This is a genomic window from Bifidobacterium sp. ESL0764, assembly GCF_029395515.1.
Taxonomy (GTDB): domain Bacteria; phylum Actinomycetota; class Actinomycetes; order Actinomycetales; family Bifidobacteriaceae; genus Bifidobacterium.
Genome location: NZ_CP113919.1, coordinates 1,457,573 through 1,484,263 on the forward strand (window position 1 = coordinate 1,457,573; position 26,691 = coordinate 1,484,263).

20 protein-coding genes and 1 riboswitch are annotated in these 26,691 nt (G+C 57.9%); of the genes, 4 read left to right on the forward strand and 16 right to left on the reverse strand.

Features of this window, described 5'->3' with window-relative positions:
* Positions 1–159: 159 nt before the first annotated feature.
* On the forward strand, positions 160–873 hold the full coding sequence (locus tag OZX71_RS05550; protein ID WP_277159626.1) for a Fic family protein: 714 nt from the start codon (positions 160–162) through the stop codon (positions 871–873).
* A gap of 25 nt (positions 874–898) precedes the next feature.
* On the opposite strand, the gene OZX71_RS05555 is transcribed toward OZX71_RS05550, so the two are convergent.
* From OZX71_RS05555 to ychF, 5 genes are all read right to left on the reverse strand, one after another.
* Positions 899–1,693, reverse strand: a complete 795-nt coding sequence (locus OZX71_RS05555) for a hypothetical protein (RefSeq protein WP_277159627.1) — start codon at positions 1,691–1,693, stop codon at positions 899–901.
* A gap of 75 nt (positions 1,694–1,768) precedes the next feature.
* Positions 1,769–2,455: a hypothetical protein gene (locus tag OZX71_RS05560; RefSeq protein WP_277159628.1), complete on the reverse strand. Its 687-nt coding sequence runs from the start codon at positions 2,453–2,455 to the stop codon at positions 1,769–1,771.
* A 24-nt stretch (positions 2,456–2,479) separates the two neighbouring features.
* Positions 2,480–3,223 (reverse strand): DUF308 domain-containing protein, encoded by a 744-nt coding sequence (locus OZX71_RS05565; RefSeq protein WP_277159629.1) that lies wholly within the window; start codon positions 3,221–3,223, stop codon positions 2,480–2,482.
* Between the two features lie 107 nt (positions 3,224–3,330).
* On the reverse strand, positions 3,331–4,224 hold the full coding sequence (locus OZX71_RS05570; RefSeq protein WP_277159630.1) for an AbaSI family restriction endonuclease: 894 nt from the start codon (positions 4,222–4,224) through the stop codon (positions 3,331–3,333).
* A 204-nt stretch (positions 4,225–4,428) separates the two neighbouring features.
* Positions 4,429–5,517 (reverse strand): redox-regulated ATPase YchF, encoded by a 1,089-nt coding sequence (gene ychF / locus OZX71_RS05575; RefSeq protein ID WP_277159631.1) that lies wholly within the window; start codon positions 5,515–5,517, stop codon positions 4,429–4,431.
* A gap of 268 nt (positions 5,518–5,785) precedes the next feature.
* Between ychF and OZX71_RS05580 the strand changes: the two genes are divergently transcribed.
* Complete coding sequence (locus OZX71_RS05580; RefSeq protein WP_277159632.1) at positions 5,786–6,991, forward strand: serpin family protein; 1,206 nt, start codon at positions 5,786–5,788, stop codon at positions 6,989–6,991.
* A gap of 198 nt (positions 6,992–7,189) precedes the next feature.
* Positions 7,190–7,367, forward strand: a riboswitch (Lysine riboswitch).
* Positions 7,368–7,489: 122 nt separating this feature from the next.
* A complete protein-coding gene (locus tag OZX71_RS05585) occupies positions 7,490–9,115 on the forward strand; it encodes an amino acid permease (protein ID WP_277159633.1) in 1,626 nt (541 codons plus the stop codon).
* Positions 9,116–9,200: 85 nt separating this feature from the next.
* Here OZX71_RS05585 and OZX71_RS05590 read toward each other — a convergent pair whose 3' ends face one another.
* From OZX71_RS05590 to OZX71_RS05640, 11 genes are all read right to left on the reverse strand, one after another.
* On the reverse strand, positions 9,201–10,340 hold the full coding sequence (locus OZX71_RS05590; protein WP_277146543.1) for a glycerophosphodiester phosphodiesterase family protein: 1,140 nt from the start codon (positions 10,338–10,340) through the stop codon (positions 9,201–9,203).
* A gap of 239 nt (positions 10,341–10,579) precedes the next feature.
* Positions 10,580–11,215: a Type 1 glutamine amidotransferase-like domain-containing protein gene (locus OZX71_RS05595; protein ID WP_277146542.1), complete on the reverse strand. Its 636-nt coding sequence runs from the start codon at positions 11,213–11,215 to the stop codon at positions 10,580–10,582.
* Positions 11,216–11,415: 200 nt separating this feature from the next.
* Complete coding sequence (gene proC / locus OZX71_RS05600) at positions 11,416–12,222, reverse strand: pyrroline-5-carboxylate reductase (protein ID WP_277146541.1); 807 nt, start codon at positions 12,220–12,222, stop codon at positions 11,416–11,418.
* A 313-nt stretch (positions 12,223–12,535) separates the two neighbouring features.
* Positions 12,536–13,987, reverse strand: a complete 1,452-nt coding sequence (locus tag OZX71_RS05605; protein WP_277146540.1) for an oligopeptide:H+ symporter — start codon at positions 13,985–13,987, stop codon at positions 12,536–12,538.
* Between the two features lie 246 nt (positions 13,988–14,233).
* Complete coding sequence (locus OZX71_RS05610; RefSeq protein WP_277159634.1) at positions 14,234–15,181, reverse strand: beta-galactosidase small subunit; 948 nt, start codon at positions 15,179–15,181, stop codon at positions 14,234–14,236.
* On the reverse strand, positions 15,174–17,066 hold the full coding sequence (locus OZX71_RS05615; RefSeq protein ID WP_277159635.1) for a glycoside hydrolase family 2 TIM barrel-domain containing protein: 1,893 nt from the start codon (positions 17,064–17,066) through the stop codon (positions 15,174–15,176). Before OZX71_RS05615 ends, OZX71_RS05610 begins: the two co-directional genes overlap by 8 nt.
* Before the next feature lie 64 nt (positions 17,067–17,130).
* Positions 17,131–19,404 (reverse strand): alpha-galactosidase, encoded by a 2,274-nt coding sequence (locus OZX71_RS05620; protein WP_277159636.1) that lies wholly within the window; start codon positions 19,402–19,404, stop codon positions 17,131–17,133.
* Between the two features lie 100 nt (positions 19,405–19,504).
* On the reverse strand, positions 19,505–21,109 hold the full coding sequence (locus OZX71_RS05625) for an aminopeptidase P family protein (RefSeq protein WP_277146536.1): 1,605 nt from the start codon (positions 21,107–21,109) through the stop codon (positions 19,505–19,507).
* Between the two features lie 185 nt (positions 21,110–21,294).
* On the reverse strand, positions 21,295–22,854 hold the full coding sequence (locus tag OZX71_RS05630; protein WP_277146535.1) for an oligopeptide:H+ symporter: 1,560 nt from the start codon (positions 22,852–22,854) through the stop codon (positions 21,295–21,297).
* 91 nt (positions 22,855–22,945) lie between these two features.
* Complete coding sequence (locus tag OZX71_RS05635; protein ID WP_277146534.1) at positions 22,946–23,242, reverse strand: hypothetical protein; 297 nt, start codon at positions 23,240–23,242, stop codon at positions 22,946–22,948.
* Between the two features lie 11 nt (positions 23,243–23,253).
* Entirely contained in the window at positions 23,254–25,422 is a 2,169-nt protein-coding gene (locus tag OZX71_RS05640) for a beta-L-arabinofuranosidase domain-containing protein (RefSeq protein ID WP_277159637.1), read from the reverse strand.
* 231 nt (positions 25,423–25,653) lie between these two features.
* Between OZX71_RS05640 and OZX71_RS05645 the strand changes: the two genes are divergently transcribed.
* The gene (locus OZX71_RS05645) at positions 25,654–26,643 is read left to right on the forward strand and encodes an AraC family transcriptional regulator (protein ID WP_277159638.1); all 990 of its coding nucleotides are present in this window, start codon (positions 25,654–25,656) and stop codon (positions 26,641–26,643) included.
* Positions 26,644–26,691 lie beyond the last annotated feature (48 nt).

Genomic DNA, 26,691 nt, shown 5'->3' on the forward strand with positions numbered 1-26,691 from the left:
CGATCACCTCTTTTAGTCCTAGTCCTAAATCTCATTGTAGAGGAAATCAGCAACCTTGAAAGAAGTCTTTCTCAATATCATCTATAATCGAAAAGTCACTGTGAACCGCAATCATTCACAATACGATTTCGATTTATCACATCAGTCAGGAGAACAGCTATGACAATTCAGCATATTGCCTCTCCTCTGATGACTACCAAAGGGCTCGCCGGACTGCTGTACCGGATGGGACGCACCTTTGACGGGCTCAATACCTCGCGCATGGCAACCGAAGAGTTTCTGCGCACCGGCAATCCCAACGTCGTCGGTTCGCGCAACGACTATGCACTGCTTTGCGATTTGAAAGACGCCTCCTCGTATGTCATCGAATACGACTATTCGACACGGCCTATGGATCTGGCATGGTTCACCGGCATCAACGCGAAAATGACCCGCACCGCAGCCATGGAGCCTGGCGTTCTAAGAACGGCGGAAAACGTCATCGTCTCCACCCGCCGAGGCACCTATACCCCGCCTGTGCCTTCTGCCGCGGCAATCGAGCAGGAACTGAATCTTGTTTTGTGCAATGACACTGCATTGCCTTCAGATACTGGCCGTTCCATCAAAATAGACCAAGATTCATCAGCCCTGCAACGTGCTTCGCACATGTTCGCGACTCTGGCCAAGATGCAACCGTTCGGCGACGGCAACAAGCGCACCGCTTTGCTCGCAGCCAACGGATTGCTGCTCAAACTGGGTTCATCCGACGTACTTGCCGTACCAGTGGAGTTGCCAGACCGGGACATCTTCAACGACCAATTGAGTGCTTGGTATCTCGATGACAATCCTGCTGTCATCAGCTGGCTTAGCGGGTGGAACCAGAGCAACCAATAGTCAAGCCAGTGGCTGAGAACTAATCTCAACTGCCATTTCCGTATTCATTCATCGACTCACACTGAAGTTTGCTGTCACCAGTCAATGTGTTGCAGTATGCGGAAGTGTCGTTGTGGTTGTTAGGGTCGGCACTGCCGTTATAACTGTTAAGATCCTGCTCAGAGCCTTTTGAAGGCGAATTTACATCCTCCTTGACTATTAAATCAAGCCAGCCTTTATCGGCGCTATCGCCCATAATCCTACTCTTGAATTGTAAATTGGCGACGTTGAAGTTATGCCATTTATGGTCCTTCATTTGATCGTTAACAATCTTGCCTTGATATATTTCCAAATTATCAGCGATACATTTAAGATTAGCGTCATAAGGCTTGGTCAGCCTTAGAGTCATTTCAGACTGATCATCAGAAAGCTGATATCTGAAATTCATATCGTCCATCAACGATTGTGGGCTACACGCCCAATACGCGCGAGCAACATCGGTTTTAGGATTCATTTGGGAATCCTTGGGTGCATATTCTTGAGCATCGGAACCGTAATAACCGTTCTTTTGTCTTTTCTCAAGTTCACGGCTTCGCGCCTCCATCTGTTTCGCCGCATCACTTGAATCACTGTTCGCGTCTGAACCGCTATCCAGATCAGAACTGCTATCCGGAGAGTCCTCATCTTCTGAATCATCATCAGTCGACTCACTCTGCTCTGCATTGTCTGCAGAAACACTTACGTTCGCAGGCATCATCGTGGTTACCAGGCCGACCATCATCACCATTGCGGAAAGCAGAGCTCCGATAATAGACAGCACTCTGACTCTGTCATTTTTCATCCCGCTACTCTCCTATCACAGGGATCCTGATGCAGGTTCATACCTGCAAATCTCACTAAAACGGCTTTTGCTATTTCAATCATCCACTTTATGACTTGCATGAAGCAATCCCACAAACTGTGCGCCTTCAAGCAACAATCCGATTTGCGCATTATCGGCCTGCCCTTTGAACTGGGTCATCAACTCATACTCATGCAATTCGTCTTCCGCACGACGCACACAGACATCGTGATATTTTTTGGCCTCAGCAAAGGTCTTGGCTCTGCCACGAAGCAAGGCCTTCAGCATGCTATTAACTGCGAATGAGTCATCGTATCCGTCGGGCAACAGACTTTGCAATCGTTGTCCTTCATCTTTCAAACAAGCCAATGCGTCCGCCGACTCATCACAATCTCTCTGCGCATAAGCAACCTCGACTTGAACTGTCCGGCTTCGTTTGGAAAGAATACCTGACCAAACAAAGAAGGCGACTCCCAGCGCTCCGCCGAATGCGGCAAACCGCCAGCTCTGGGAAAAGATGCAAATAACTCCAGTGAGCAGGAGAGCAACAAAACCAATAACAATCACGACAACCGAACCCGTCTGTAGCCCCTTAGCACGTTCTTCTGCCGCTTCAAGCGTTTTCCTCTTATCCTCAGCAACCTCTCGGACCTGATAATACCGTTCCAGCGATAAAAATAGCCGAATTAAACCGGCAGTATCGTACTCTTTTATTTTTGGTCTATGCTGTCTTCTCCCAGACAGGGAATTCTCCGCCATCATACCTTCTCCCTCTCCTCATCAAGCTCAATTCATGTGAGATTGTTCCAACCCGTCAATCTTCTGATTCAATTCATCGATCTTATCGCCATATTTATTAAGCACATGAGTACCTTCGACAAGATTGGCAGCCTTTGCCAGATTGGTCATTTTCTCCGTCCTATTACGTCGGCGTAATTGCCCGACCTGTTGCGCTCTCAGATTCTTGATAATCTGCCGATGACGCTCTTGCTCATATTGTTCCGCCGTTTCGTCAAACGAGAGATCATCGTCTTCGAAAATGGAGATAAGACGCGTAAGAGCACGCTCATGCTGATAATCAGCAGGTATTATTTGCAGCTCATGCAAATACTGCTGCCTTAACGCATCAGCCTTTTCGAGCGATTCCTTCGCCTGCACTCGTTTTTGAGGCAATAGAACCATCGAATCCATCATGGCTTGCCGCTTATTCATGGCCAATACCAGAAAGACCAACCCCGCTATCACGAAAAGACAGCCAAAAACAAGCGAAAGAGTATAGTCTCTGCCATCCCAGAATAAGCCGAAAAGACCTATGCCAAGCATAAACAGGGAAACCGAAAGAACAAGAAAAATGTAAAACCGGCTTTCGGATTTATGATACATTTGGGAAGCATTCAACAATTCATCGCTTCCCTCTTGTCGCAGCCGATCAATCTTCGACACCACAGGAATCAAGTCAGACAACGATTCGGCAATCGCATCGTCTGAACGATCGCCAAGCAGGACAAGATCTTCTGCAGACTCGCTCATTTCGGTTCTTCCTCCCTCTCTGCGTCCATTCTCAGTGTATAAATAGACAAAGAACACCGGCTCTCACTATTACCGAGTACAGCAGCCTTTGCATCCAGCGCACCGCATCAGGAGGCCTTTCCCCGATGAATCGGGAATGTATCTGCAATACGTTCATATTGTTTGCGTAAACCGTCTGCACTGTTTTCGACGCGCCGGAAAACTCCGACAAAACGGTATTCATTGACTCGAGTGATGGGATCAATACTTTTAGCAAAAGTAATACGCATGTCATTCGGCTTGACATCATCAATGACGTTGGTATTTTCGTTGTATTCTTCAATATGGCTCTTATCAATCAGCTGGTTATTCCAGCCCTTTGAAACGGCTTTATGATTGACCGCCAGTTTAGGAAACCAAACTCTATATCGGTCTCCATATAACGGCCTCAATGCCTTGGGAATAAACCAAGTACTTTGAAATGCTTTATAATCAGAGCCACAAATGAGATTAACCGCATCCGCAATAGTTGGAAATCCAATATCATCCGATACTGTTATCGCATCACGGTCTTCATAAAATCGCTTATACGTTTGAGCCCCAACCCAAGGCTTGAAGTCATTTTGTTTTTTACTGTTTTCCACTTCCCTACGTATCGTTTTTACACAATCGTCAATTTCATTTTCAACATCTTCATAGGATTTGGACACATCAATATGTATAGCGCGATATTCTCCCTCACCGATTTGCCGTAGCACATCCACAATCGTCAGCTCTCTATCGATATCATGCCCTCGCTGAAGTTCATGATACGATTCATCGCATTCCACTCCGATCATGATCTGAGGGAAAAACAAGTCGATAAATGAACGGTGATCATCATTCCACAACACTACTTGTTGCGTCACTGGCTTTACGTCATCCATGTCGAGTCTATTCCAAACCGCATTCACGACATAATTTTCATAGTCTTTACGCTTCGTCCTTGACAGCGTTCGAATCAAATAATCCAGCTTATCCATTATTCCTCATTGACAGCTATATTCAGACTTCTTCTTACCGACATATAATACATTAAGACATCTGTGTAGACACCGCTATCCTTCTTATATATGATTTCCCTTATATTGATTGAATCATTCAATCAATCAATTTCGAGATAACAAAAGCGGCCCGCTACCGGCAAAAGTATCAGGCCGCTTTTGAAAGCTGGAACTATTGCAGGCTCACACGTTGAACTTGAAGTCTACGATGTCACCGTCCTGCATCACGTAGTCGCGGCCCTCCTGGCGGAGCTTGCCCTCCTCCTTGATTTCGTTCATGCTGCCCTTGGCGGCGACGAAATCGTCGTAGGAGACGATGTCGGCCTTGATGAAGCCACGTTCGAAATCGCTGTGGATGACGCCGGCGGCCTGCGGGGCGGTCCAGCCCTGGTGAATCTGCCAGGCGCGCACTTCCTTGACACCGGCGGTGAGGAAGGTCTGCAAGCCGAGCACGTCGAAGCCCACGCGAGCCAGCTGGTCGAGGCCGGATTCCTTCAAGCCCGCATCCTCAAGCATCTCGCGGGCGTCGGCCTCGTCGAGGTCAGTCAGATCAGACTCGAACTGCGCGTTCAAGAAGATCGACTGCGCAGGCGCGACGGAATCGGCGAGCTTCTTCTGGAAGTCCGTATCACCCAGCTCGGTGTCGTCGACGTTGAAGACGTAGATGAACGGCTTGGCGGTCATCAGATGCAGGTCATAGATGTCGGCCTTGTCGATTTTACCCGCGGATGCAGCATGGTCGATGGTCTCCCCTTCCGAAAGAATCGACTGCGCCTTCTTGACCGCGTCCATATATTCCTGCGTGACCTTCTTGCCGCGCAACTCCTTCTCGAGCTTGGGCAGCGCGTTCTCGATGGTCTGCAGGTCGGCGAGCATCAGCTCGGTGTTGATGGTGTCGATGTCGTCGGACGGGTCGACACGGCCGTTGACGTGGACGATGTCGTCGTCTTTGAAGGCGCGCACGACCTCGCAGATCGCGTCGGCCTCGCGGATGTTGGCCAGGAACTTGTTGCCCAGGCCTTCGCCCTCGGAGGCGCCCTTGACGATGCCGGCGATGTCGACGAAGGTGACAGTGGCCGGCACGATCTTCTCGGTGCCCACCAGCTTGGCCAGCACGGGAAGCCGCTTGTCGGGCAGCGGCACGATACCCGTGTTGGGCTCGATGGTGGCGAAGGGATAGTTTTCCGCAAGCACGTTGTTGCGGGTCAAAGCGTTGAACATGGTGGACTTGCCGACGTTCGGCAGACCGACGATTCCGATAGTTAAAGACATACCTCAAGTCTAGCGCCGAGACGGACGAAAACGACGATCCTATTAGAATGGAATCAACGGTCATTGCGCCCGCAATAGTTGCATCATCGGCGATGAAAGGACACGCATGAGAAAATATGTCGCTTTCAACAGGCACGGACATGGCACAACGCAAAATCGCGACAAAGAAAGCCTCAGCCATGCGACAAACTCCGTATCCGCAGGATCTTCCCCGATGCCACCCGAACCAGAAAGCTTGAAACCACGGCGCCAACGCCAATTTCCCCGCATGATGACACGGATACTGAGCATATGCGTCATTGCGGCCCTCCTCCTTGCAGCGGCGTGTGGGACTTGGGCACTGGTCCTTCACCCCAAGGCGATACCACCGAGCAGAACCGCCAAAACCAGCGTCCAGCAATTCGCATACGACAGTTCATCCCTCTTCCTCACCGATCAGAAGCTGGCCGACGAAAAAGGCAATACGAACTATTCCCCCACATCGATGTGGACGGCGCTTTCGATGGCCGAGCAGGGATCGGCAGGAACCACCAAAACCGAATTGCAATCCGTCCTTGACAACGGCGCGCAGCCCAATACGGATGACTGCCATTCGCTGATGCTCTCCATCAACGGCAGACGCCATGGCAAATCAAGGATGCAGACCGACAATTCGATATGGGTCCAGAAAGGCCATCCGCTCGATAAGGATTACAAAAAATCCATGAGGACCGGTTTCGACGCCGACATGAAAACGGTCTCAGGCGATGCCTCCAGACAAATGAGCTCGTGGGTGGACAGGAAGACGCATGGGATCCTCAAGCCCGATTTCGCTTCGAACAACTCCACCTTGACACTTCTCAACACTGTATATGCCAACGGAAAATGGCAGGATCCATTCGATGCGGACGACACGACTGACCAACCGTTCCATGGAATGAAAGGAGACTCGACGATTCCCATGATGAGTCAGCAAGCGACGATGGACATGGCCAGAGGCAAAGGATTCAGACGTGTCGACAAAAAATTCGACGACGGTTCCACATTGAAAATCGTGCTGCCCGACCAGAAGTCAGCGGCAAGCAACCTGGCTGGGAAAACCGACTTTCTACGCGCAATGTTCAACGCAAAAAGCGAGGAGACCAAAGTCGACCTTGAACTTCCGAAATTCAAGGTGGCCAACACGTTTGACGACACGATACCGACCTTAAAAAAGTTGGGAATCCGTTCGGCATTTGACTCGTCCAGTGCGAATTTCTCCAAAATGGCAAGCAGCGAGCAGTTCTTTATTCAGCAAGTCATCCAAGGCACCAGCATCGATGTGGGCGAAACCGGTGTCAAAGCCGCCGCATACACCAAAGTCGCGATGCTGACCGGCGCACCGAATCCAGGAAGAGTCAACATCGAAACATTCATCGTCGACCATCCGTTCCTCTACGAATACGACACCCCTGACGGAGTCCCGCTGTTCATCGGCATCGTGCGGAACCTGTAGACAGACGACGAGTATAGCAACGGTCCGATTGCCTGACGTCAGCAAATAGTCAACAAGACAACGGCGGCAAATGCTCCAACCGGCAACCCAACCGCGCAAATCGGGACGCGCATAAGCGGTCAGCGTCCTCAAACGTCCAGCAGCTGATTGTATTGGGCAGATTTGTCGCGAAAACCACCTATAGTCACTCTTATCATCAATCACAGAAGAGGTCGCTGAACCCATCAGTAACCGACCAGAGGCACGGCGGTGCCCGCGAAGGCCGGCGAAAGGGAGTCCAGCCGAAATTTCCGGTCGCCTCCGCGGCGGGAAGTTGGGCCTGGGTCCAAGAGATCCAGGACTGTCGCGGCCAATGCCGCGGAGCGCTATCGATGAGAATCGTTGTAGGCTTTTTCGCGATGAGGCGTGGCTCAATATCATAGCTCGGCTTCAAGCGACAAATGCACTGACGGCCATTCGCATCTCTGTAGGCTTCTTCCCTACCGGAAGGAAAGCAGTATGTCGGCAACAACCGACCATACCGAAAGTGGAACCAGCACTTCGTCCCAGTCTACGGCGACAGGAGCGAAGGCCGGCAAAGCAGCACACCAATCGGCCGATCCGAACATCAAGGCCGCGGCCACGCACCCCATCCCCTCGCTTGGCGACAAAGGCAAGACAGGCAACGGCGGCGTGCAACGCAACCTGAAGACCCGCCACGTCTCGATGATCGCGCTCGGCGGCTGCATCGGCACCGGCCTGTTCATGACCTCGGGCTCCACCATCTCCAAGGCAGGCCCCGGCGGCGGCTTGGTGGCCTACATCGCCATGGGCATCATGGTCTACTTTTTGATGACGAGCCTCGGCGAGCTGGCGACCAACCAGCCGGTCTCCGGCTCCTTCGCCACCTACAACGCCAAATACGTCGACCCGGCGCTCGGTTTCGCCATGGGCTGGAACTATTGGTTCAACTGGGCCATCACCGTCGCCGTCGACATCTCCACCGCGGCCCTCCTGATCCAATACTGGCTGCCTCACACTCCTGGCTGGATCTGGAGCCTCATTGTGCTGGTGGTCATCTTCCTGATCAACGCCCTGACCGTCTCCGCATTCGGCGAGACGGAATACTGGCTGTCGCTGATCAAGGTCATCACCGTCATCGTCTTCCTCGTGTTGGGCTTCGCCATAATCTTCGGCATCATGTTCCATCCTGCGGTCGGCTTCGGCAACTTCACCTATAAGGACGCCCCGTTCGTCGGCGGGTTCCCGGCCATCCTGAGCGTCTTTCTCATCGCCGGCTTCTCGTTCCAGGGCACGGAGCTCATCGGCGTGACGGCGGGCGAATCGGCAGATCCGGAGCACGCGGTGCCAAAGGCCATCAACAGCGTCTTCTGGCGCATCCTGCTCTTCTATGTCCTCTCGATCTTCGTGATCGCCGCGCTCATCCCCTACACCAGCCCGAACCTGCTTTCGGCGGCCGACGGCAATATCGCGATGTCGCCGTTCACGTTGGTCTTCAAGCGCGCCGGCCTCGCCTTCGCCGCAAGCCTGATGAACGCCATCGTGCTGACCGCAGTGCTTTCGGCGGCCAACTCGGGCATGTACGCCTCGACCCGCATGCTCTATTCGCTGGCCGGCGACGGCTACGCCCCGAAGTTCTTCTCGCGCACGACCAAACACGGCATTCCGCTGGCCGCGCTTATCGTCACCACCATCATCTCGCTGGCCACCTTCGCCGCCTCGATCTTCGGCCAGAAGATCTACATGTGGCTCGTCGCGGCCTCGGGACTCACCGGGTTCATCGCCTGGGTCGGCATCGCCATCAGCCACTTCCGCTTCCGTCGCGCGTTCATCAAGCAAGGCCACCAGCTTTCGGAGCTGAAGTACCACGCGAAGCTCTTCCCGCTCGGCCCGATCATCGCGCTCATCCTGTGCATCGTGGTGATCGGCGGGCAGAACATCGACGCGTTCGTCCACTGGGATTGGCAGCAGATCGGCATCACCTACATCGGCCTGCCGTTGGTCCTGATCCTCTACATCGGCTACAAGATCAAGTACCACACCCACATCATCCCCCTGGATGAAGTGGACGTTTCCCCATCTGATATCTCGAAGGAGAGCGAAAACAAGGAAACGACGGTCTAGAAAACCGATATTATAGTGGATCTTTGGGTGCGTCCGGCAAATGGAAACATGCCGGACGCACTCTGTTTATGAACCGGCTAATACTTCAGCTCTCCGACGGTATGAACGACTCGAAAATGAAGTAGCCGAAATCACGAACGCAATGTTCGAGCTCTTCGGCACTACGCGGGGTCCAAGCCACCGGCACGGCACCCAACGCACGAACCAAGCGCAGCTGCGGCGAACGACCACCATGCCAGTCATAGGCCACGAAATCCGGACGCGACACCCAGTTGAAGCCGAGTTTGCCCGCGATCCAAGGGATGATGCCACGTTGCAGCGAGTGCAGATTCGTCTGCAAATCAGTATTTCGGTCAATCGGGAATGGCGATGAAACGGCAAGCTGTCCGCGGAAAACCTCGGGATGGTTCTGCCGATACCAACGCATGGCCAGCGGATTGAACGACTCCACCACATACGCTCCGTCATAGTCACGCAGCAGCTTGTCGCCGCTTTCCATCAGCAAGCGTTGGCGAGCGCCCCACGAATTGCCTTCGAATTTGTACTCGACGATAATCGGCACACGCCCGCCTACAACCTTCAGCACGTCAGAGAACAGCGGGACGTGCTGGTACTGGCTTTGCTGCGGCAACGGCATGATCTTCTCCGCCTCCAACTCGGCTTGCGAAAGAGGCTCGGCCTTGGCATCCCCGTATACGCTCGGGTTCGGGAACAGCGGGATATGACGCAATTGGTCGTATGTCAGATCAGCGACACGTTGAGGGCAACCGGCCACACGCAGCAGGTCCGGGTCATGAGCCACCACGACCCTGTCGTCGGCCGTGAGCTGCAGGTCAAGTTCGATGCCGTATCCTGCCTCGCAGGCCGCGGCAAAGGCGGCAAGCGAGTTTTCCGGGGCGATGGGTCGCTCATCATTTTCCCGACCCGCACCATACCCGGCCTTGCGGGCCATACGACGGGCGAGTCTGATATATTCCCCGTCGCTTTCACGGTATTGCGAAGACAGACCAGAACCGGCGTCGTGAAGCCCGCGATGCGCATACCAGACATCCGGCATGGCCGGCACACGATTGCGTTCGCGGTCTTTGCAAGACCTTGGCGACATGGCCCAGATACCTGCACCCGCAAGCGCCAACCCGGCAAACACCGCACGGACGAGAAGCGATTGCCGACCTTTCCCGACAGTGTTACGTCCATCGTGCCTCGATACTGAACGATGTGGCATCGCCGGCCCTCCTTCAAAATGGCTTTGCACAAACATAGCAATATCCATCATAGGGATATTGACGAACCGAAGCGACGGAAACGGCACGGCATTCTCACATCAGTTTCCGTGGAACGGCCGACACCCCCACCCGGCGACCACAGCCTCAACGGCAATCCCATGACGTAAGACGCGAAACAATACAATGGGATGAAATCAGACGAGACACACTCCCCACAAAAAGCATGCGTTTCCTACCACTACCGACGATGGATAAGCACCTTGGCGTCGTTGACAACCACCGTCCATGCGTCTTCAAGGACGTGCGTGACATGCCCGCGCCGCCGTTCCAGCGAGGCGATGAGCCGGGCGGCACGTCCCATGAATGGATGATCGAGGTGCGGAATGACACGGAAATCGACTAGATTGAGACCGGCGGTGTCGTCGAGGTCGGCTGCAACCGCGCGATCGTCCATCGGCTCGATATAGCTGATGTCGGGAGCGGCGACGACGGCCCCGGCCGAGACGCCGACATAGGGTTTGCCGGCGTGCACCAGAGAAGCGATGACACGTCCGGCGCCGCTGCGTTTCAGCTCATGCAACAGATGGAAGCTGTTGCCGCCACCCACCCAGATGACATCCGACGCGGCCAGGGAACGTTTGACCTCGTCGCGCATCGTCGTCGCCAAATCGACGGTGCGAACCCGGAAACCGTTGAGCCGCATCGCCAGACGGACCAGAGGGCGGAACCAGCGGCTGAGCTCGTGGTCGTCGGCGGCGGGGATATAGGCGATCCGCCATTTCGGCGACGCCGGGTCGCGATGGCGACGGGAGAGCCCTCGCCGCAACGCGTGGAGGGCCGGCAGCACGCGGGACGCCAATATCATCCTTGCCATGCCGGCCTCCTTTCTGCCGATTGAGGCTCATCACCGTTTGCGTTCGCAACTGCGCCGGTTTCAAATGCTCCTGCATCGGCGTCCGCACTTGCGTTTCAGAGCATATCTTATAACCGAAAAATGCGCAGAAACGCCGCAAAAACGTCATGGCGCGCGCCTCGAGGAGACACACGCCATGGCCATACATTTATTGCCGCCGGTCAGCCGTTCTGGATGGCGTCGACGCCGCTGATCACCGCGCCGCGGAAACCCTGCTTTTCCAGTTCGGTGACGCCTTTGATGGTGGTGCCGCCCGGCGAGCAGACCGCGTCCTTCATCGCTCCGGGGTTGGTGCCGGTGGCCATGTAAAGCGCTCCGACGCCCTCGGTCATCTTGGCGGCGAGACGGTAGGCGGTCTCGCGCTTCAGGCCGTACTTCACACCGGCGTCGGCGAGCGCCTCGATGTAAATGGCGGTGAATGCGGGCGCGCAGCCGGCCACGGACGAGCCGATGTCCATCAGCGGGGTGTCGACCCGTTCGATCAAGGCGATCGGCGAGAACAGCGCCTCGAAAGTCTCACGCTGGGAATCGGTGAGCGTGTTCGCGTTCTCAGTGACGAGGATGCCCTGACCGACCTCGATGGGTGTGTTGGGGATAACGCACTGCACGTGCGCACCGTCACCCAGAAGCCCCTGATAATAGTCAAGATTGCGGCCTGCGGCGATGGAGACCACGAATTTGTCTTCGGCTTTCAGATCGTCCAGGACATCGGCGAGCGCGGTTTCGATCTGACCAGGCTTCACGGCCACGACGATGACATCCGAGGCGACGACGGTCTCCTTGGCGTTATGGGTGGCCTTGGCGCCGATAGACGCCGTAGCGGCCTGCACCTTGTCGAAATGGCCGGAGTTGGCGACGATCTGCGAGCCGTCGATCACTCCCCCGTTGGCCAGACCTTTGGCGATGCCCTGCGCCATGTTGCCGAAACCGATGAATCCCACCGTGACGTCGTTGATATCGCTTGCCATAAGAACTCCTTGCTGTCGCGTTGTCTGCGGTTGTCTGTCTAAGTCTGTGTTCGTCCGTCATGGTGTACCCGGCGCGCGCCGGCCTGCTGGCCACGGCGGCCGGGACCTCGTGACAATAGAAGAACCCGTCCCGATATCAAGCTTATGGCAACCCCGGTCCCAAAAGAGCATGAAGGCGGTTCCCGCCAATCCGGTTCCGCCCCGACCCGGCGCCAGAACTCATGATGGTGCCAAGACAACGAAGCGGGTCGTCCATCCGATCACCACCGTGACCGAACGAACGACCCGCCATTGCGCAATCAGTGCGATTGCACTACTCGAGCATCTTGTTCAGACGGCTCCTGAACAGCCAGATGATGAAGCCGACCAGGCAGGTCAGTACGCCGATGACGATGAAGAACATCGATTCGTGGCCCTTCTGATAGAAGTTGATCGACAGCGTGGCCATGCCGGAACCGGTGGAATTGACCAGGTTCCAGACCGTCACGACCTGCGCCAGGAACGCCTGCGGCGCAAGCTTGGAGCTCACCGAGCCGCCCAACGGGGAGACGATGGCCTCGCCGATGGTGATGATGGCGTAGAAGGCAATCAGCCACATCGGGCTCTGACGGCCGCCATTGGAAAGCATGGAAAGCGGAATGGCCATGAACAACGGACCGAAGCCGTAGCAGAAGACGCCCACACCGAACTTCACGGCCGTGGACGGCTGGTGACGGTCGAGGGCCTGCCAAAGCCAACTGAAGAACGAGCCGAAGACGACGGCGAAGATCGCGCTGGCCGTCTGGAAGCTCGCCGGCGAGAAGTGGATACCGAACAGGGTGGTGTTCACGTTCTTCTCGGCATAGACGGCGAGCACGCTGGTGGACAGGTAGAAGATCATGCCGGTCAGCGCCACACCGATGAAGAAGATGACGAAAGCGCCCATGCGGACACGCTCGCGACCGTTGGTCTTCTTGCTGCGCACGATGTAGATGATGTAGACGAACGGGATGAAGACACTGATGGTGCTCACACCGTTGCTGAAGGTCTTGGCCGTCAGGATTCCGGTGGCGAACAGGACGATCAGGGCGACCAGCACCACGACGAGGGCCACGACGAGAACCGTCATGTCCTTCTTCTTCTGTTCGGGAGGGAAGGGATCGGTGGGCTCGGCGCCGATGTCGCCGAACACCTTCTTATGCAACAGCGCATAGGTCAGGAAGCAGACGCCCTGCACCAGGGCGGCGAGCGCGAATCCGGCGTTGTAGTTGAACGCCATGGCGATGGCGCCGGTGATCATCGGGGAGATCGCGCCGACATTACTGACCACGTAGAGCATGCCGAAACCGGTGTCACGCTTCGGATCGTCCTTGCTGTACATTCTGCCGACCAACGCGTTCTGGGCGCTGCCCATGCAGGCGAAGCCGATCAGCAGCACCACCTGGGAGGCGAAGTAGAACGGGATGCCGCCGTGCGGGACGGCGAGCAGGGCCCAACCGACGAACAGCGAGAGGTTGCCCCAGAACATCGCCCGCTGCAGGCCGAAGAACCGGTCGGCGAGATAGCCGCCCAGAAGTCCGGCGAGCAGGGAGAGCGTGGTGTAGACCGTGGTGAGCTGCGAGGCGACGTCCTCGCTGAAGCCCAGGCCACCCTGTGCCGCCTGCTTATACAGATAGTAGATCAGAATCGAGGAAACGCCATAGTTGGCGAACCCCTTGCCGAATTGCACCACCGACAGGACACCCATGCCAAGCGGATGACCCAGGAAGGTTCGTTCCTTCTTCATATTGCTTCTTTCTCGCAATGATTCGCATCCAGAACCACCGCCCGATCGCCTTTGGCAACGGTTGTCGCGTGACGACCGTTGTAGCGGACGGCAATGCCGGACACATAACTTTTCCATTATGGTTCCGCACCGGAAACCGGCAAGGTTCCGAAATTGTCATTAGGTGGATATTTTTTGCATCAACCCGATGCCGCAGAGCACGACGCGGCGGTATGAATGAGACCGATTCTCTTTCTTACCGACACATCAGAGCGTGACGGCAAAGCCGAATTCCAGGTCCTGCTCGCCGCTGATCGCATAGCGTTCACCGACGTCCGCACCCCAGCTGTCGATGCCGCCGACGCCACGCACGGCGCCGTAGACCGTCAGCACCGTGCGCCTGACGGGCGGCAGCTCCTCCTGGTGGTCGGCATTCTCCAGCTCAAGGGGCGTATAGGGCAGACAGGTGAACGACAGCGGCCTGTCGACGCTAGCGACGGTAAGGCTGTACAGGGCGCGTGAGGCGTCGGCGTTGTTCAGGGTCGTCTCGCGGGTGATCCTGACCCAATCGACATCGGTGCGCATACCGCATTCCTGCGGGACCAGATACGGGGTGACCGGCATGCCCTCGACCTCGACCAGCTGACGACGCCCCGAGCCGAGACGGTCGGGGTAGGTCTCGCCGGGCAGGCCGAAGTAAGCGAACCCGGTGGCCGGCGTCGGCATGACCATCCTCAGACCGAACGCCGGCAGCTGCGGCAGGCCGGGCTGGCCGTGGTAGCGGACGCGGACCGAAAGCCGGCCCGTGGCATCGAAGCGGTAACATATATCCACGCTGGTCGACGGATTCGTGGGCGTGACGAAGACATAGCTCAGCGAGACGTCGGAGGCCTCCAGCTTTCCGCCGGTGCTGCCGTCGGCGGGAGTATAGGGGATGACGACCGGTTTGCCGTCCACCTGCAGCTTGGGCAGACCCTTGACCGCACTGAACAGTTCGGCTCCAACCCATTGCGCCGAACGGACAGAGAACCCGTTGCCGCGGTCGTTGTCGGTCGTCGCCCTCCAGAAGGTCGGCCGCGGCGCGCGGTAGAGCCACTCACGGCCCCCGACCCTCAGCGACACCAGCCCCTCGCCGTAATCGAACAGGCAAGCGACACCACCAGCGTGCAGGCCGATCATCTCCTCGTCGATGATGACGGCGATTTTTTCACTCATTGTTGCCATACTCCCGATTCACCTCCTGCATCGCGGGCTTCGGACTGCCGTCGGCGAAGAGCAGGCCGTCGCCGGAGAACTGCCGCTCGGTGGGCCTGTCGTCGAAGTCGCCTCCGTAACGCATCACCTTGCGGCCCGTCGACGGATCGCGCACCTGCAGCGCCTGGTCCTTGAAATCCCATATGAATCCGCCGACATAGAGCGGGTAGCGGTCGAAGAGCGCCATATAGTCGGCCAATCCCCCGACGGAGTTGCCCATGCTGTGCATGTACTCGCACAAGATGAAAGGTTTCTTCGGATGATCGTCAAGATAAGCGGCGACGTCGTCGGGCGAAGCGTACATCCGACTCTCGAAATCCGAGACGCGGCCCTCGTATTCCCGGTTGTGTACGACCCCCTCGTAGTGGACCGGCCTGGTCGGGTCGGCCTTTTTGTAATACTCATTCATGGCCGCGATGTTCTCGCCCACATAGGACTCGTTGCCCAGAGACCAGAAAAGGATCGAGGGATGGTTCTTGAGCGTCTCGTACTGCGTCCTGGCGCGATCGATCACCATCTCACGCCACTGCGGGAAGCTGCCCGGCACGTTGTACGACCCGTCGATGCCGCCCAATTTGGACCAGGTGCCATGCGACTCCATGTTGGCCTCGGCCATCACGTAGATGCCGGCCTCGTCGCACATCCGGTACCACGGCAGCTGATCGGGATAGTGGCAGGTGCGCACCGCGTTGATGTGGTTGGCGCGGATCGTCGCCATATCGGCATCCATGTCCGCCTGCCTGATGGCGCGCCCTCTCACGGCGCTCCACTCATGGCGGTTGACGCCGTTGATTCTCAGCCGTTCGCCGTTGAGCCGCACCACCTTGTCCGCGCCGATCTCGATACGGCGGAAGCCGACCTCCTGGGGCACCACCTCGACGACGGCGCCCCGCGCGTCACGAACCGTGACGGTGAGGGTGTAGAGGTAGGGGTCGGCATGCGACCAGAGATGAGGATCGTCGACCGTGATCGCCGGCCAGACGACATGCTCACATGCCTGGAGCGTCTGGCTGCCGCCCAGCACCTCGCCGTTCCTATCGGCCAGTTCGATCTCCACCCGCGATCCTGGGCTCACCGGTGAGAGCGTCGCGGAGACGTTGAGCACGCCGAGCCGGTCATCTTGCTCCAAGGTCGGCTTGACGTCAAGATCCTGGACGTGCGTGGCCGGCAGGGAAAGCAGACTCACCGGCCGGAAGATGCCGAAGAAGCGGAAGAAGTCCTGGTCCTCGATCCAGCTGGCCGTGCAATGCCGGAACACCGCCACCGCGATGAGATTGTCGCCCTGATGCACATAGGGGCTCAGGTCAAAAGTGCTGGGCGTGAACGAATCCTCGGCGTAGCCCACGAACTCGCCGTTGCACCACAGGTAGAACGCGCGCTCGACGCCCTCGAAGCGGATGTGCAGCGGACGGGACGCCCACGTCTGGTCAAGCTCGAAATGCCGGCGGTAGAGACCGACATGGTTGTCGGGCGCCTCGGAGAAGCTGCCGGCCTGCGGGTCGTCGGGAGGCGTCGTGTACGCCGGGCGGCGAAACACCGAGCCCTCCCACGGGTAGGCCGTGTTGGTGTATTGCAGTTGCGCGTGGCCGGAAAGCTCGATATGCCCCGGCACCTCGATGAGGCCGAACCCTTCCTCATCCGAGCACAAGTCATAAAACCCCTCCCCGATCGCCCCGGGGTTCTCGGCGTAGTGGAAACGCCATTGGCCGTCCAGCGACCGCACCAGGCTGGAACGGCCGCTCTCGGCCTCCCCTGCGTCCGCGTAGCAACGGTGGTCGGAATGCGCCGGCAGTTCGTTGACCCTGAAGGTCCGCGGCTGGTCAAGCCACTCCAACGATGGTTTCATGACTTCCTCTTTTCCTCGTTTCTTGAGGCCGCACCCCTGTCCGTTCGAGCGCGGTCGAACCGTCCTACGACCGGCAGGCGTCGACCTCGAAAAGACGAGATTGATAGTCCCCTTGACGTATCCACGTCGTCCATGGCCCGAATCCGGAATCGGAGATGTCGAAACCACGCCGCATCAGCTCGTCTCCATAGAACCGCTCCCCGTCGACGCGCGGCATACGGTAGGCCGTGTCGTGAACGCTATATTCACATTCCGGATCCAGCCCACGCAGCGCCAGCGCCCGATACCCCTCGTTGACGGGCTGGCGTGCGCGATAATAGCCGACCAAGGCATGCCTCCTGTCCGGCGAGACGACCATCCAGGCGGTTTCGGACCCTTCGGGAAGCCCTACCGGATTGGGGCCGAAGGGACTGATGAGCCGGTAGAACAGGCCATGGCCAATCAGCTCGGCATGTGATTTGAAGAAAGCTATCTGACGCCGAATCTCCTCCTGCTGCCCCGCATCGATCTTGTTGACGTCCAGCTCGTAGCCGAATGTGCCGAAATAGGCGACGTCAGCGCGGGTCTTCAACGGCGTGTCGCGGAAAACCTGCTGGTTGGGCGACGCCGATACATGGCTGCCCATGCTCGAGATCGGATAGGCCAAGGACGTGCCGTATTGGACCCCAAGCCGCTCGACGGCGTCTGAATCGTCGGAGGTCCAGCCCTGCGGGGCATAGTACAGCATGCCCGGATCGAAACGACCGCCGCCCGAGGCGCAGGACTCGAACAGCACCTTGGGGAATTCACCGGTCAGACGCTCATAGAGCGCGTAGACGCCAAGTATCTGGCGATGGTAGACCTCGCCCTGGCGGTCCGCCGGCAGGGACGGCGAATACACATCGCTCATCGAACGGTTCATATCCCATTTGACGTAGCCGACCAGCCCCGTGCCGAGAATCGTCTCCATCTTCCCAGCCACGTAGTCGACGACTTCCGGCCTGGTGAAGTCGAGTTCGAACTGGTTGCGCCCATACAACGGTGGGCGTCCGGGCACGTGCATCGCCCAGTCAGGGTGCGCGCGGTAGAGCTCCGAATCCTCGCTGATCATCTCCGGCTCGAACCACAGGCCGAACCCCATGCCGATGGCGGCGATGCGTCTGGCGAGCCCCTGAACGCCATGCGGCAGCTTCCTGCGGTCGGCGAACCAATCGCCCAGCGACGACTCGTCGTTGTCGCGGTGGCCGAACCACCCGTCGTCGAGGACGAAGAGGTCCACGCCGAGATCGTGGGCCTTTTCGGCGATTTCGACGAGCGAATCCTCATCGAACTTCATGTACGTGCTTTCCCAGCTGTTGATCAGCACCGGGCGGGTACGCTCACGCCAATAGCCCCTGACCAACCGGGTGCGATACAGCTCATGGAAGGTCTGGCTCATCGCGTTCATGCCTTCGCCGCTGTAGACGATGACCACTTCGGGGGTCTGGAACGTTTGGCCCGCCCCAAGCCTCCAGGAGAACCCCTGGGGATGGATGCCCATCATGACACGGGCGACATGGTAGTTATCGACATCGGCCCGGGCGAGGAAATTGCCGCTGTAGACCAGGCTCATCGCGAAGCACTCGCCATCGTCCTCGGTGGTCTCGGGCCTCTTAAGTACCATCAGCGGGTTGAACTGGTGGGAGCTGTGACCACGCAGGCTGTAGATCGACTGGATGCCAAGGGCCAAAGGACGCTCGCGGATATGACGCTCCCTTCCCCACGCCCCCGTCAGATAAAGCATGTTCCACCGCGATTCGGGCAGATCGATGCTGGCGCTCATGGCCGCCTCGATGTCCAACGCCTTCGTGCCACGATTGACGAACCTGGCGTTACGCGTCAGGACGGCCCGCCGCTCATAAAGCGTGTAGGAAAGCTCGAGTCCGCAGCCGGTGAGTCGGTCGGCCAGGCTGATCGTCAGCGTGGTCGCCTCGCCGTCATTGTCCACATAGGTCGCCGGGAGCCCCTCGAGTCTTGGCTTGCCCGGCGTGATGGTGTGCGAGACATAAGAGAAGTCCATGACGCGGCTGCCGTCGGGATTGACGACGGTGGCGGCCATATCGCGCGTGTCGCCGTTGCCCGAGACCGGATACTCCTGCTTGATATCCTCCATCGAGAAGCTCTGGTCACCCGCATAGACGCAGGATGCCATGTCCCGACGGTCGTTGACCTGCATATGGCTGAAGTTCTCACGGTCCCGAAGCGGGGCCCCGAAATAGAGCTGGCCGATCTGGCCGTTGCGCAGGATGTCGATGATATACGAAAAATACCGGTTGTATATATGGAACACCTTGGTCCGTTGATGAAACACAATAGGCATGACTGCCTTGCTCCTTCACAAGTCCGTGTTATACGCGCGAGGTTCGTCACGGCTACGACGTCGTGACGAACCATTGATTCCGATGGAGCCGGCTGCCGTCTCAGCGCAGGCTGGGCAGCAGGAAGCTCTTGAGATAGTCGTCGGGCGAATGGTGCGCGAGCCAGTCCTCGATCTCGTCGGGGGTGCGCGCGAACTTCGTCATGAGCTTGGTCTCGCCGTCCTCGGTCACCTCGAGATCGTCCTCGATGCGCACGCCGATGCCACGGTACTGCTCGGGCACCAAGAGGTCGGCCTCGTCGAAGTAGAGCCCCGGTTCCAAGGTGAAGACCATGCCCGGCTTCAGCGGACTGTACGGATACATCTCGTCGCGCGAATGGTAGGAGTCATGGACGTCGATGCCCATGAAGTGACCCGTGCCGTGATAGAGCCAGCGATACTGCTGGTGGCCGTCAGGGCGCAAAGCCTCCTCGGCGCTCACCGGCAGGATGCCCATGCGCTCCAACGAGTGCGCCACCGAGACCATCACGGCCTCGATCATGTCGTGGTAGACCGCACCCGGCTTGTTCGCCGCGGCGATGGCGGCGTTCGATGAGTCGAGCACCGCCTGATAGACCTCGCGCTGGGGCTTGGTGAACTTGCCGTTGACCGGGAAGGTGCGCGTGATGTCGGAGCAGTACATGGAGTCCATCTCCACACCTGCGTCGATGAGGAACAGGTCGCCGTCCTTGAGGCGGGCGTTGTTGGCGTGATAGTCGAGGATAGTGGCGTGCTGGCCGGAACCGGCGTTCGTCGGGAAGGAGACCTCATTGCCCTCGTAACGGGCCGACTGGGTGAACGTCGACTCCAGCAGGCGCTCGCCGCGCTCGACCTTGCGGGCCACCGGCAGCATGTCGGCGACGCGGTCGAAGCCACGCTCGGCGGTGCGCACGGCCTTGCGAATCTCCTCGATCTCGAGCTTCGTCTTGATGATGCGCCCCTCGTCCTCGCGCTCCTCGAGCACGGCATCCACGCCGGCGTTGCTCTTGGCGTCGCCAAGGCCGCATTCCCGACGCACGGCGTCGACCTTGGCGTCCAAGGCCTCGTCAAGGCCGCGCAACAGGCGAATGCGGATGCCGTCCGGGCTTGCTCCGGCCTTCAGCGCCTCTGGCAGCTTGTCGATGGTGCGAACCTTGATCCCGCTCATGATCTCGAAATCCTCCGGCAACGGCCTCGGGCCGATCCAGAACTCGCCGTGCTTGGAATCCGAGAAGAAACGCGGATTGGTGCGGTCGATGAACGGCTCCAGATAGATGGTGTCGTCGTGGCCGATGCTGCCGTCGGCATTCACCACCGGGTCGATGAGCAGGACGGCACCGGACTCGTAATCCTTGCCGAGACCGGTCAGATGGGTGAAAGCGGTGCCCGGATGATAGAGGAAATCGATGTCCCAGGTGCGGTGGCGAGGCACACCGGCGGGAATCACCAGCCGCTCGCCGGGCAGCTCCCCTGCCAAGCGGTCGCGGTGCTTGGCGGCGTCATCGGCCAACGGGCTGCGCTCATAGCGCACCTTGGACACGTCGGGATCCCAGTCCTTGAAAATGATGTCTTCGAAGCCCTTGCCTTCGCAGCGCAGCCCACCCGCCAGCTTGCGTTTGGCCACCTCGGTGCTGTTGTCGGCCGCGGCAGCCTTCAGCGCCGCCAACTGTTCAGAATCGTAATTGCTCATATTGTTTCTTTTCCTTTATGCGCTCCGCACTTCTTTGCACGCAGCGCTATCTGTTCATGATATTGCCGGTCCTGAACCGGCTTGCCCGGATGTCTCTTATGACGGAAGATTCCCGGGCAGGTAGCATCGGGCGGGGCACCGACCAAACAAACCAGCCGATGTCCCACCCAATGCGAAGCTGAATGTCAGCTCAGCAGAGCATTGCTCATCTTCTTGCGGAAGACGATGATCACCACGGCGACGACAATCTCGCAGATGCCCAGAATCAGGAACAACGGCAGTTGCTGAACCAACGAGGTGAGTTTGCCGAAAAGCACCAAGGAAATGGCGGTACCGATCGAGGCAGCGAGCGTGAAACCGGTCTGCAGCTGGGTCTCATAGGACTTCGGAGCCGCAGCCGCGATGGCGGAGTTCGCAGCGACCGCGTAGGGGAAGCCTCCGAGATTGGAAACGACATAGTAGAGCAGAATCCAGAAAACCGAATACTTCTTGATCGAGGGATTGAGCATCACGGTGGGCACGATGAGCAGCAGGTTCGAGATGCCCTGGAAGATGTAGCCGAACCACAGACGATCGACGGACTTCCACTTCGCGCCGAGCTTGGTGGCCCACAGCCAGCTGTAGAACACGCCGGCAATCAGAGCGATGACGGCGACGACCGTCTGGAAGGATCCAGGAGCGATCTCGATACCGAAGAAGTTGCGGTTGATGCGCTGGTCGAGGAACATCAGCAACGTGGTGCCCTGCACCGCGTAATCGACGCCGATGACGATCTGCATGATGATGATTGGCGAGATTGCGGCGACATGCATGCGGTCCTTGCCCTGGATGCGCTTCGATTTCCAGATGACGGCGAAGAAGACGATGGCGATGATGAACGTGCACGAGCTGATGGTATTGGCCAAGGAGCCGATGGTGGCCTTGTGCATGGCGAACACGATCGCGACAATGACGGCGATGACGACCACGGCCGCCACAGCGATGATGCTGTACTTCTTCTTCTCGGTCGTAGAAAGCGGACGCGAAGGCTTCTCACCAAGCGAGCCGAAGAAACGACGCCCTGGGATGGCGATGGCGGCGGCATAAAGGAAGGCCGCGACGGCACCGATGGCGAAACCGTAATGATAGTTGATCAGGCCAAGCTGCGCGGCGATGATGGGCGTGATGAAGCCTGCGATGTTGTTGGCGATGGTGTGGACGGCGAACGCACCGTCACGACGGCTGTCGTCGCGCTTGAAGAGCAGGCCGGTCAGCGAGGCGTTGGAGGCACCCATGATGGGCAGGTTCATCAGAATCATGCCGACCAGCGCGAACACCCTGCCTTGCGACAACGAGAACGCCGGAATGGCGAGGATGCCGCAGGAAAGACCCTTGGTGATGTTGCCGATGACCAATGCCTTACGGGCTCCGAATACGCGATCGGCCAGCCAGCTGCCGACGATGCCGAACATCGAATTGATGGCGCCGACGATGGCGATGAGCTGCGCGGCCTCGCCTTGGGTGAATCCGAGTCCCTGGGTCCACGGCTTGTAGAGATAGTAGATCATGACCGCGCCATAGGCGCCCCAGCAGATCGAATTGAAGAAATTGCCGGCTGCCAGCGAGGCTATGCCTTTGGGATAGCCGAGGAACGACCTATCCGAACGAAGTTCATCGAGTTCTTTCTCCTCCTGCGTCTTCTCCACTGCCTCATCCTGCGTCTTGGCAGGGTCGGGCTGTTTAAGTGTTTGCTTGTCCGTCACCATGATGGTTCTCCCTTTCTCTTTGAGAACGGCATCCCTACCTCATTGAGGGGACCGGACGAAGCCGTGAGTCCCAAAAACGGTAGCACCGCCGCTACATTGAACGAGGATAGACGGCGAACAGGTGCCGAAAAGTGAAAAGAATCTCTAAAATGTGGACAATTGTTTGCCACGTGTCGATGACGTTCCACGAGGTTTCAACGGGACTCCCCAATTTGACTGAAAACTGCTCAGCACCCAGCATCCGACAGTTTTCGATAGTCGTTTCCATCTTGTGCCACAGCCCTGCCACTTGCTTCGATTGTCGCCAGCCTCGAGCAACAGACAGAACGACTTTGCCGGCGGAAAACGAGATATTTCCGTTTTCCGCCGGCAAATCCGGATAAGCCATCGAGAAAGCAATCAGCGCACGCGAAGGAACACGCGCATCTCGTTCTCCCCACGATTGGCCCACATGAAATAGGGAATGAGCGTGATCGCAACGGGCTTGCGCGCCTCGGAACGCCATGGCGCGTACAGCGGTGCGTCCTCGGCATGCTCCGAGTCCTCACGCCAACCGGGCACCTGAAGCTCGACCACGTCGCGGCTCACTTCTTCGACCTCGCCCTCACGCTTGTCGCCGACGCCCTTCGCGCCGGCCTTGAACTCGCAGGGCATGACCTTCACACGGGAGGGGTCATCGACGACACCACGGCCATCGACCACCAGCCGATGCAGATGCCCGCCATTGTCGCGTTCTTCGGCGCAATAGGTGATCGGGCCACGGACGATGGCCACCTGCCCGGCATCCTCGCTGACCAAAGGATTCGCCGCGACGAGACGCACCGGCATCGGGAAGTCGAAGCGAATGGTATCACCGTCATGCCATGATCCGCTGAGGTACAGGTAGCCGTCACGTTCCTCCCGGCTCATCCCGTCCGGAGCCGTGACATGCGACGAGGCGCCTTCGCCTGCCCACTTAGGCATGCGCAGCGCGATGGCGGCATCGAGCGATGAGGCGCCATCGGGCAGCGAGAGCCGCAGGCTGCCCTTGCCACTCCACGGCAGCCCGGCCTCGACCTCGAAGCCGACGGGCACACCGGCCAGCTCCGCCGTGCCCTCGCAGCCCACATAGAGGTGGACGAACAGCGTCGAACCGTCGTCGCTCAACCCATAGGCATTCTGCTGGATCGATTCCACGGTACGCGCGATGTTCGGCGGGCAGCAGGCGCAGCCGAACCATTTGCGACGCACGTCCTTGACATGGCTGAAACGGCTGTCGTGATGATGGGCGTTGTCGGGACGCACCTCCAGCGGATTGACGTAGAAGAAGCTCTTGCCGTCCAGCGCCATGCCGGCGAGCACCGTGTTGTACAGCGCCATTTCCATGACGTCGGCGTACTCCCCTTTCGGCTCAAGCTCGAGCATCCGCCGGGCGAAAAGCGCCAGTGCGACGGACGCGCAGGTCTCGGAGTAGGCCAGATCGTTGGGCAGGTCGTAGTTGTACGAGAACGCCTCGCCGTCGACGGTGCCGCCGACGCCGCCGGTGATATAGAGCTTCTTGTCGACGATGTTGCGCCACAGCCTACGAACGGCGGCATTGAGGTCCTTGTCGCCGGTCAGTCTGGCGACATCGGCCACACCGGAATAGAAATATCCGGCGCGCACGGCGTGTCCCACGGCCTCGTCCTGCTCGACGACCGGCTCATGGGCCTGGTAGTAGGCGTATGGCATCGGCTTGCTGTCGTCAGGCTCGACGGGCTTGCCCTCGTAGGCCGCGCGCTCACGGTCCTCCTGCTCGAAATAGAGCGGCTTGGTGCCGCGCTCACGGACGAAATAGGTGGCCAGATCGAGGTATTTTCTCACCCCTGTGGCCTCGTAGAGCCGCACCAGCGCCATCTCGGCGATTTCATGACCGGGGTAGCCATGCCTCTGATGCTCGCCGGGACCGAACGTCTCGTAAACGTAATCGGCGTAACGCTCGGCTGCCTTGAGCAGCTTGTCCTTGCCAGTGCTCTGGTAATAGGCGACGGCCGCCTCGATCAAGTGACCCATGCAGTACAGCTCGTGGTAGTCCTTGAGGTCGGTGAAATGCCGGTCCATGCCGTTGAGAATGTAATAGGTATCGAGGTAGCCGTTGTCAAGCTGCGCTTTGCAGACGATGTCGATCGCGCTGTCGACCGTCTCCTCGAGCTTGGCGTCGGGATGCTGGACCAGCGAGTAGGCCGCCCCCTCAATCCATTTCCACAGATCGGAATCCTGGAAGACGAAGCCATAGAACTTGTCGGGGTCGGGCTTTCTCGGATCTTTTGGCAACACATCGAAGCCACGGTTGGTGAACTTCGGGGGCTCGAATGCCTTGCCCTGGGATTCGCTCTGTGCCCTGCGCTCGTTCTGGCGCGCCGCCGCCTTGAAATTGTGCATGGCATAGCTGGGTGTCGCCTCGGGCACCCGATCATTGAGAGTCTCCCACTGGAAAGGAATCATGCTGGTACGCACGAGTTCCTGTTCCGACGACCAGAACCGGTCGGTGACTTTTACGTTGCCGATCCCCAATGGGTGGCTGTGCACGTTCCTATCGCAATCAACCATGCGATGCTCCTTTTACGCTTCGTTGCCGGGGCAGTTTCCTCCCCTTGGTGACAATATAGGAAACCACATGACCAGCACGAGTGGACAATCATTGTTTTTCGTTCATGATGATTGGCGGATTCGAATACATTGCATGATAAGCATTGCTAAGTTATATTATTATCAAAGAATTATCCATTAAATCTGAGAAATTGACTATCTCCGAAATTATTTCCACCTATAATCGGAACGATGAATAAGTCACCCATGCATAACGAAGTGTCGAGCACAACCCGAATCCTCATTCCCACCGAAGAGCCATCCATGCGTTTCGAATCGTGCGGGCAGTTTATCGGGACCCCGGGCTGGATCCACGAACAACGGACATTGCACAGTTTCGAGCTGATTTTCGTGCGTCGCGGCACACTGCCGCTACGGGTCGGCGACCGTTCCTTCAGCATCGGCCGCGGAGAGTTCATTCTCATTCCGCCCGAGACCACACACCAAGGCGACAGCCATCTCATTGACCCGCTGGAATTCTTCTGGATGCATTTCCGTCTGCCCGAATGGCGATGCGGGGAGTTCACAGGGCAGCCGACGCCTCTGCCTGACGGCGGCGAGGCCTTCGAACAGAGGCCGAAAGCCGAAAGACCCAACCCCCAAAGCCCTGAGCCAGTCCAACAGCAACACAACATGGCAGCGACATGCGAGCCACTTTCGATTCCGTTTTACGACACCCCGTCCAACACCGACCGGCTAACCATCATGTTCGATCAGCTGCTCGATATCTACCAGATGTCCTATCCCTCCGCCAGCAGGTATTGCACCTGCTTCGCCACATGCATCCTGTATGAGATCTCATCAGCCTGCCAAGCCGACCAGCCGATGGACGAAACTGGCAGCAAACAAGGCCTGCAGGAAATACAGGAATGGATTCGCATGAACGCATTCGAGAGCATCAGCGTCAACCAGATCGCCCAGCGCTTCAACTATTCGGCCAGTTATCTATCGACCATCTATAAGCAGCATTTCGGCGTGACGATCACGGCGCATATCACCGACATCAGGCTTGACCACGCCAAAAACCTCCTGCTCTCCACCTCGCTGGACATCCAGGAGATCGCCGAGAACATCGGCTACAACGACGCCAAATACTTCATGCGGGTCTTCAAACAACACGTCGGCATGACCCCCACACGCTACCGGGCCAGTTTTACCAAGCGGCATTTCAACAACCACTGAGCGTGTATGAGGGCACGAACTCCGCGCTCTCATACACCCATACGGCAG

Bases quoted from the DNA above. Each gene is read 5' to 3' on its own strand.
- OZX71_RS05585 (WP_277159633.1), top strand. From the start codon at position 7,490: ATGTCGGCAACAACCGACCATACCGAAAGTGGAACCAGCACTTCGTCC.
- ychF (WP_277159631.1), bottom strand. From the start codon at position 5,517: ATGTCTTTAACTATCGGAATCGTCGGTCTGCCGAACGTCGGCAAGTCC.
- OZX71_RS05635 (WP_277146534.1), bottom strand. From the start codon at position 23,242: ATGGCTTATCCGGATTTGCCGGCGGAAAACGGAAATATCTCGTTTTCC.
- OZX71_RS05620 (WP_277159636.1), bottom strand. From the start codon at position 19,404: ATGCCTATTGTGTTTCATCAACGGACCAAGGTGTTCCATATATACAAC.
- OZX71_RS05625 (WP_277146536.1), bottom strand. From the start codon at position 21,109: ATGAGCAATTACGATTCTGAACAGTTGGCGGCGCTGAAGGCTGCCGCG.
- OZX71_RS05550 (WP_277159626.1), top strand. From the start codon at position 160: ATGACAATTCAGCATATTGCCTCTCCTCTGATGACTACCAAAGGGCTC.
- OZX71_RS05590 (WP_277146543.1), bottom strand. From the start codon at position 10,340: ATGCCACATCGTTCAGTATCGAGGCACGATGGACGTAACACTGTCGGG.
- OZX71_RS05610 (WP_277159634.1), bottom strand. From the start codon at position 15,181: ATGAGTGAAAAAATCGCCGTCATCATCGACGAGGAGATGATCGGCCTG.
- OZX71_RS05645 (WP_277159638.1), top strand. From the start codon at position 25,654: ATGAATAAGTCACCCATGCATAACGAAGTGTCGAGCACAACCCGAATC.
- OZX71_RS05555 (WP_277159627.1), bottom strand. From the start codon at position 1,693: ATGAAAAATGACAGAGTCAGAGTGCTGTCTATTATCGGAGCTCTGCTT.
- OZX71_RS05580 (WP_277159632.1), top strand. From the start codon at position 5,786: ATGATGACACGGATACTGAGCATATGCGTCATTGCGGCCCTCCTCCTT.
- OZX71_RS05615 (WP_277159635.1), bottom strand. From the start codon at position 17,066: ATGAAACCATCGTTGGAGTGGCTTGACCAGCCGCGGACCTTCAGGGTC.
- OZX71_RS05640 (WP_277159637.1), bottom strand. From the start codon at position 25,422: ATGGTTGATTGCGATAGGAACGTGCACAGCCACCCATTGGGGATCGGC.
- OZX71_RS05560 (WP_277159628.1), bottom strand. From the start codon at position 2,455: ATGATGGCGGAGAATTCCCTGTCTGGGAGAAGACAGCATAGACCAAAA.
- OZX71_RS05570 (WP_277159630.1), bottom strand. From the start codon at position 4,224: ATGGATAAGCTGGATTATTTGATTCGAACGCTGTCAAGGACGAAGCGT.
- OZX71_RS05595 (WP_277146542.1), bottom strand. From the start codon at position 11,215: ATGGCAAGGATGATATTGGCGTCCCGCGTGCTGCCGGCCCTCCACGCG.
- OZX71_RS05605 (WP_277146540.1), bottom strand. From the start codon at position 13,987: ATGAAGAAGGAACGAACCTTCCTGGGTCATCCGCTTGGCATGGGTGTC.
- OZX71_RS05565 (WP_277159629.1), bottom strand. From the start codon at position 3,223: ATGAGCGAGTCTGCAGAAGATCTTGTCCTGCTTGGCGATCGTTCAGAC.
- proC (WP_277146541.1), bottom strand. From the start codon at position 12,222: ATGGCAAGCGATATCAACGACGTCACGGTGGGATTCATCGGTTTCGGC.
- OZX71_RS05630 (WP_277146535.1), bottom strand. From the start codon at position 22,854: ATGGTGACGGACAAGCAAACACTTAAACAGCCCGACCCTGCCAAGACG.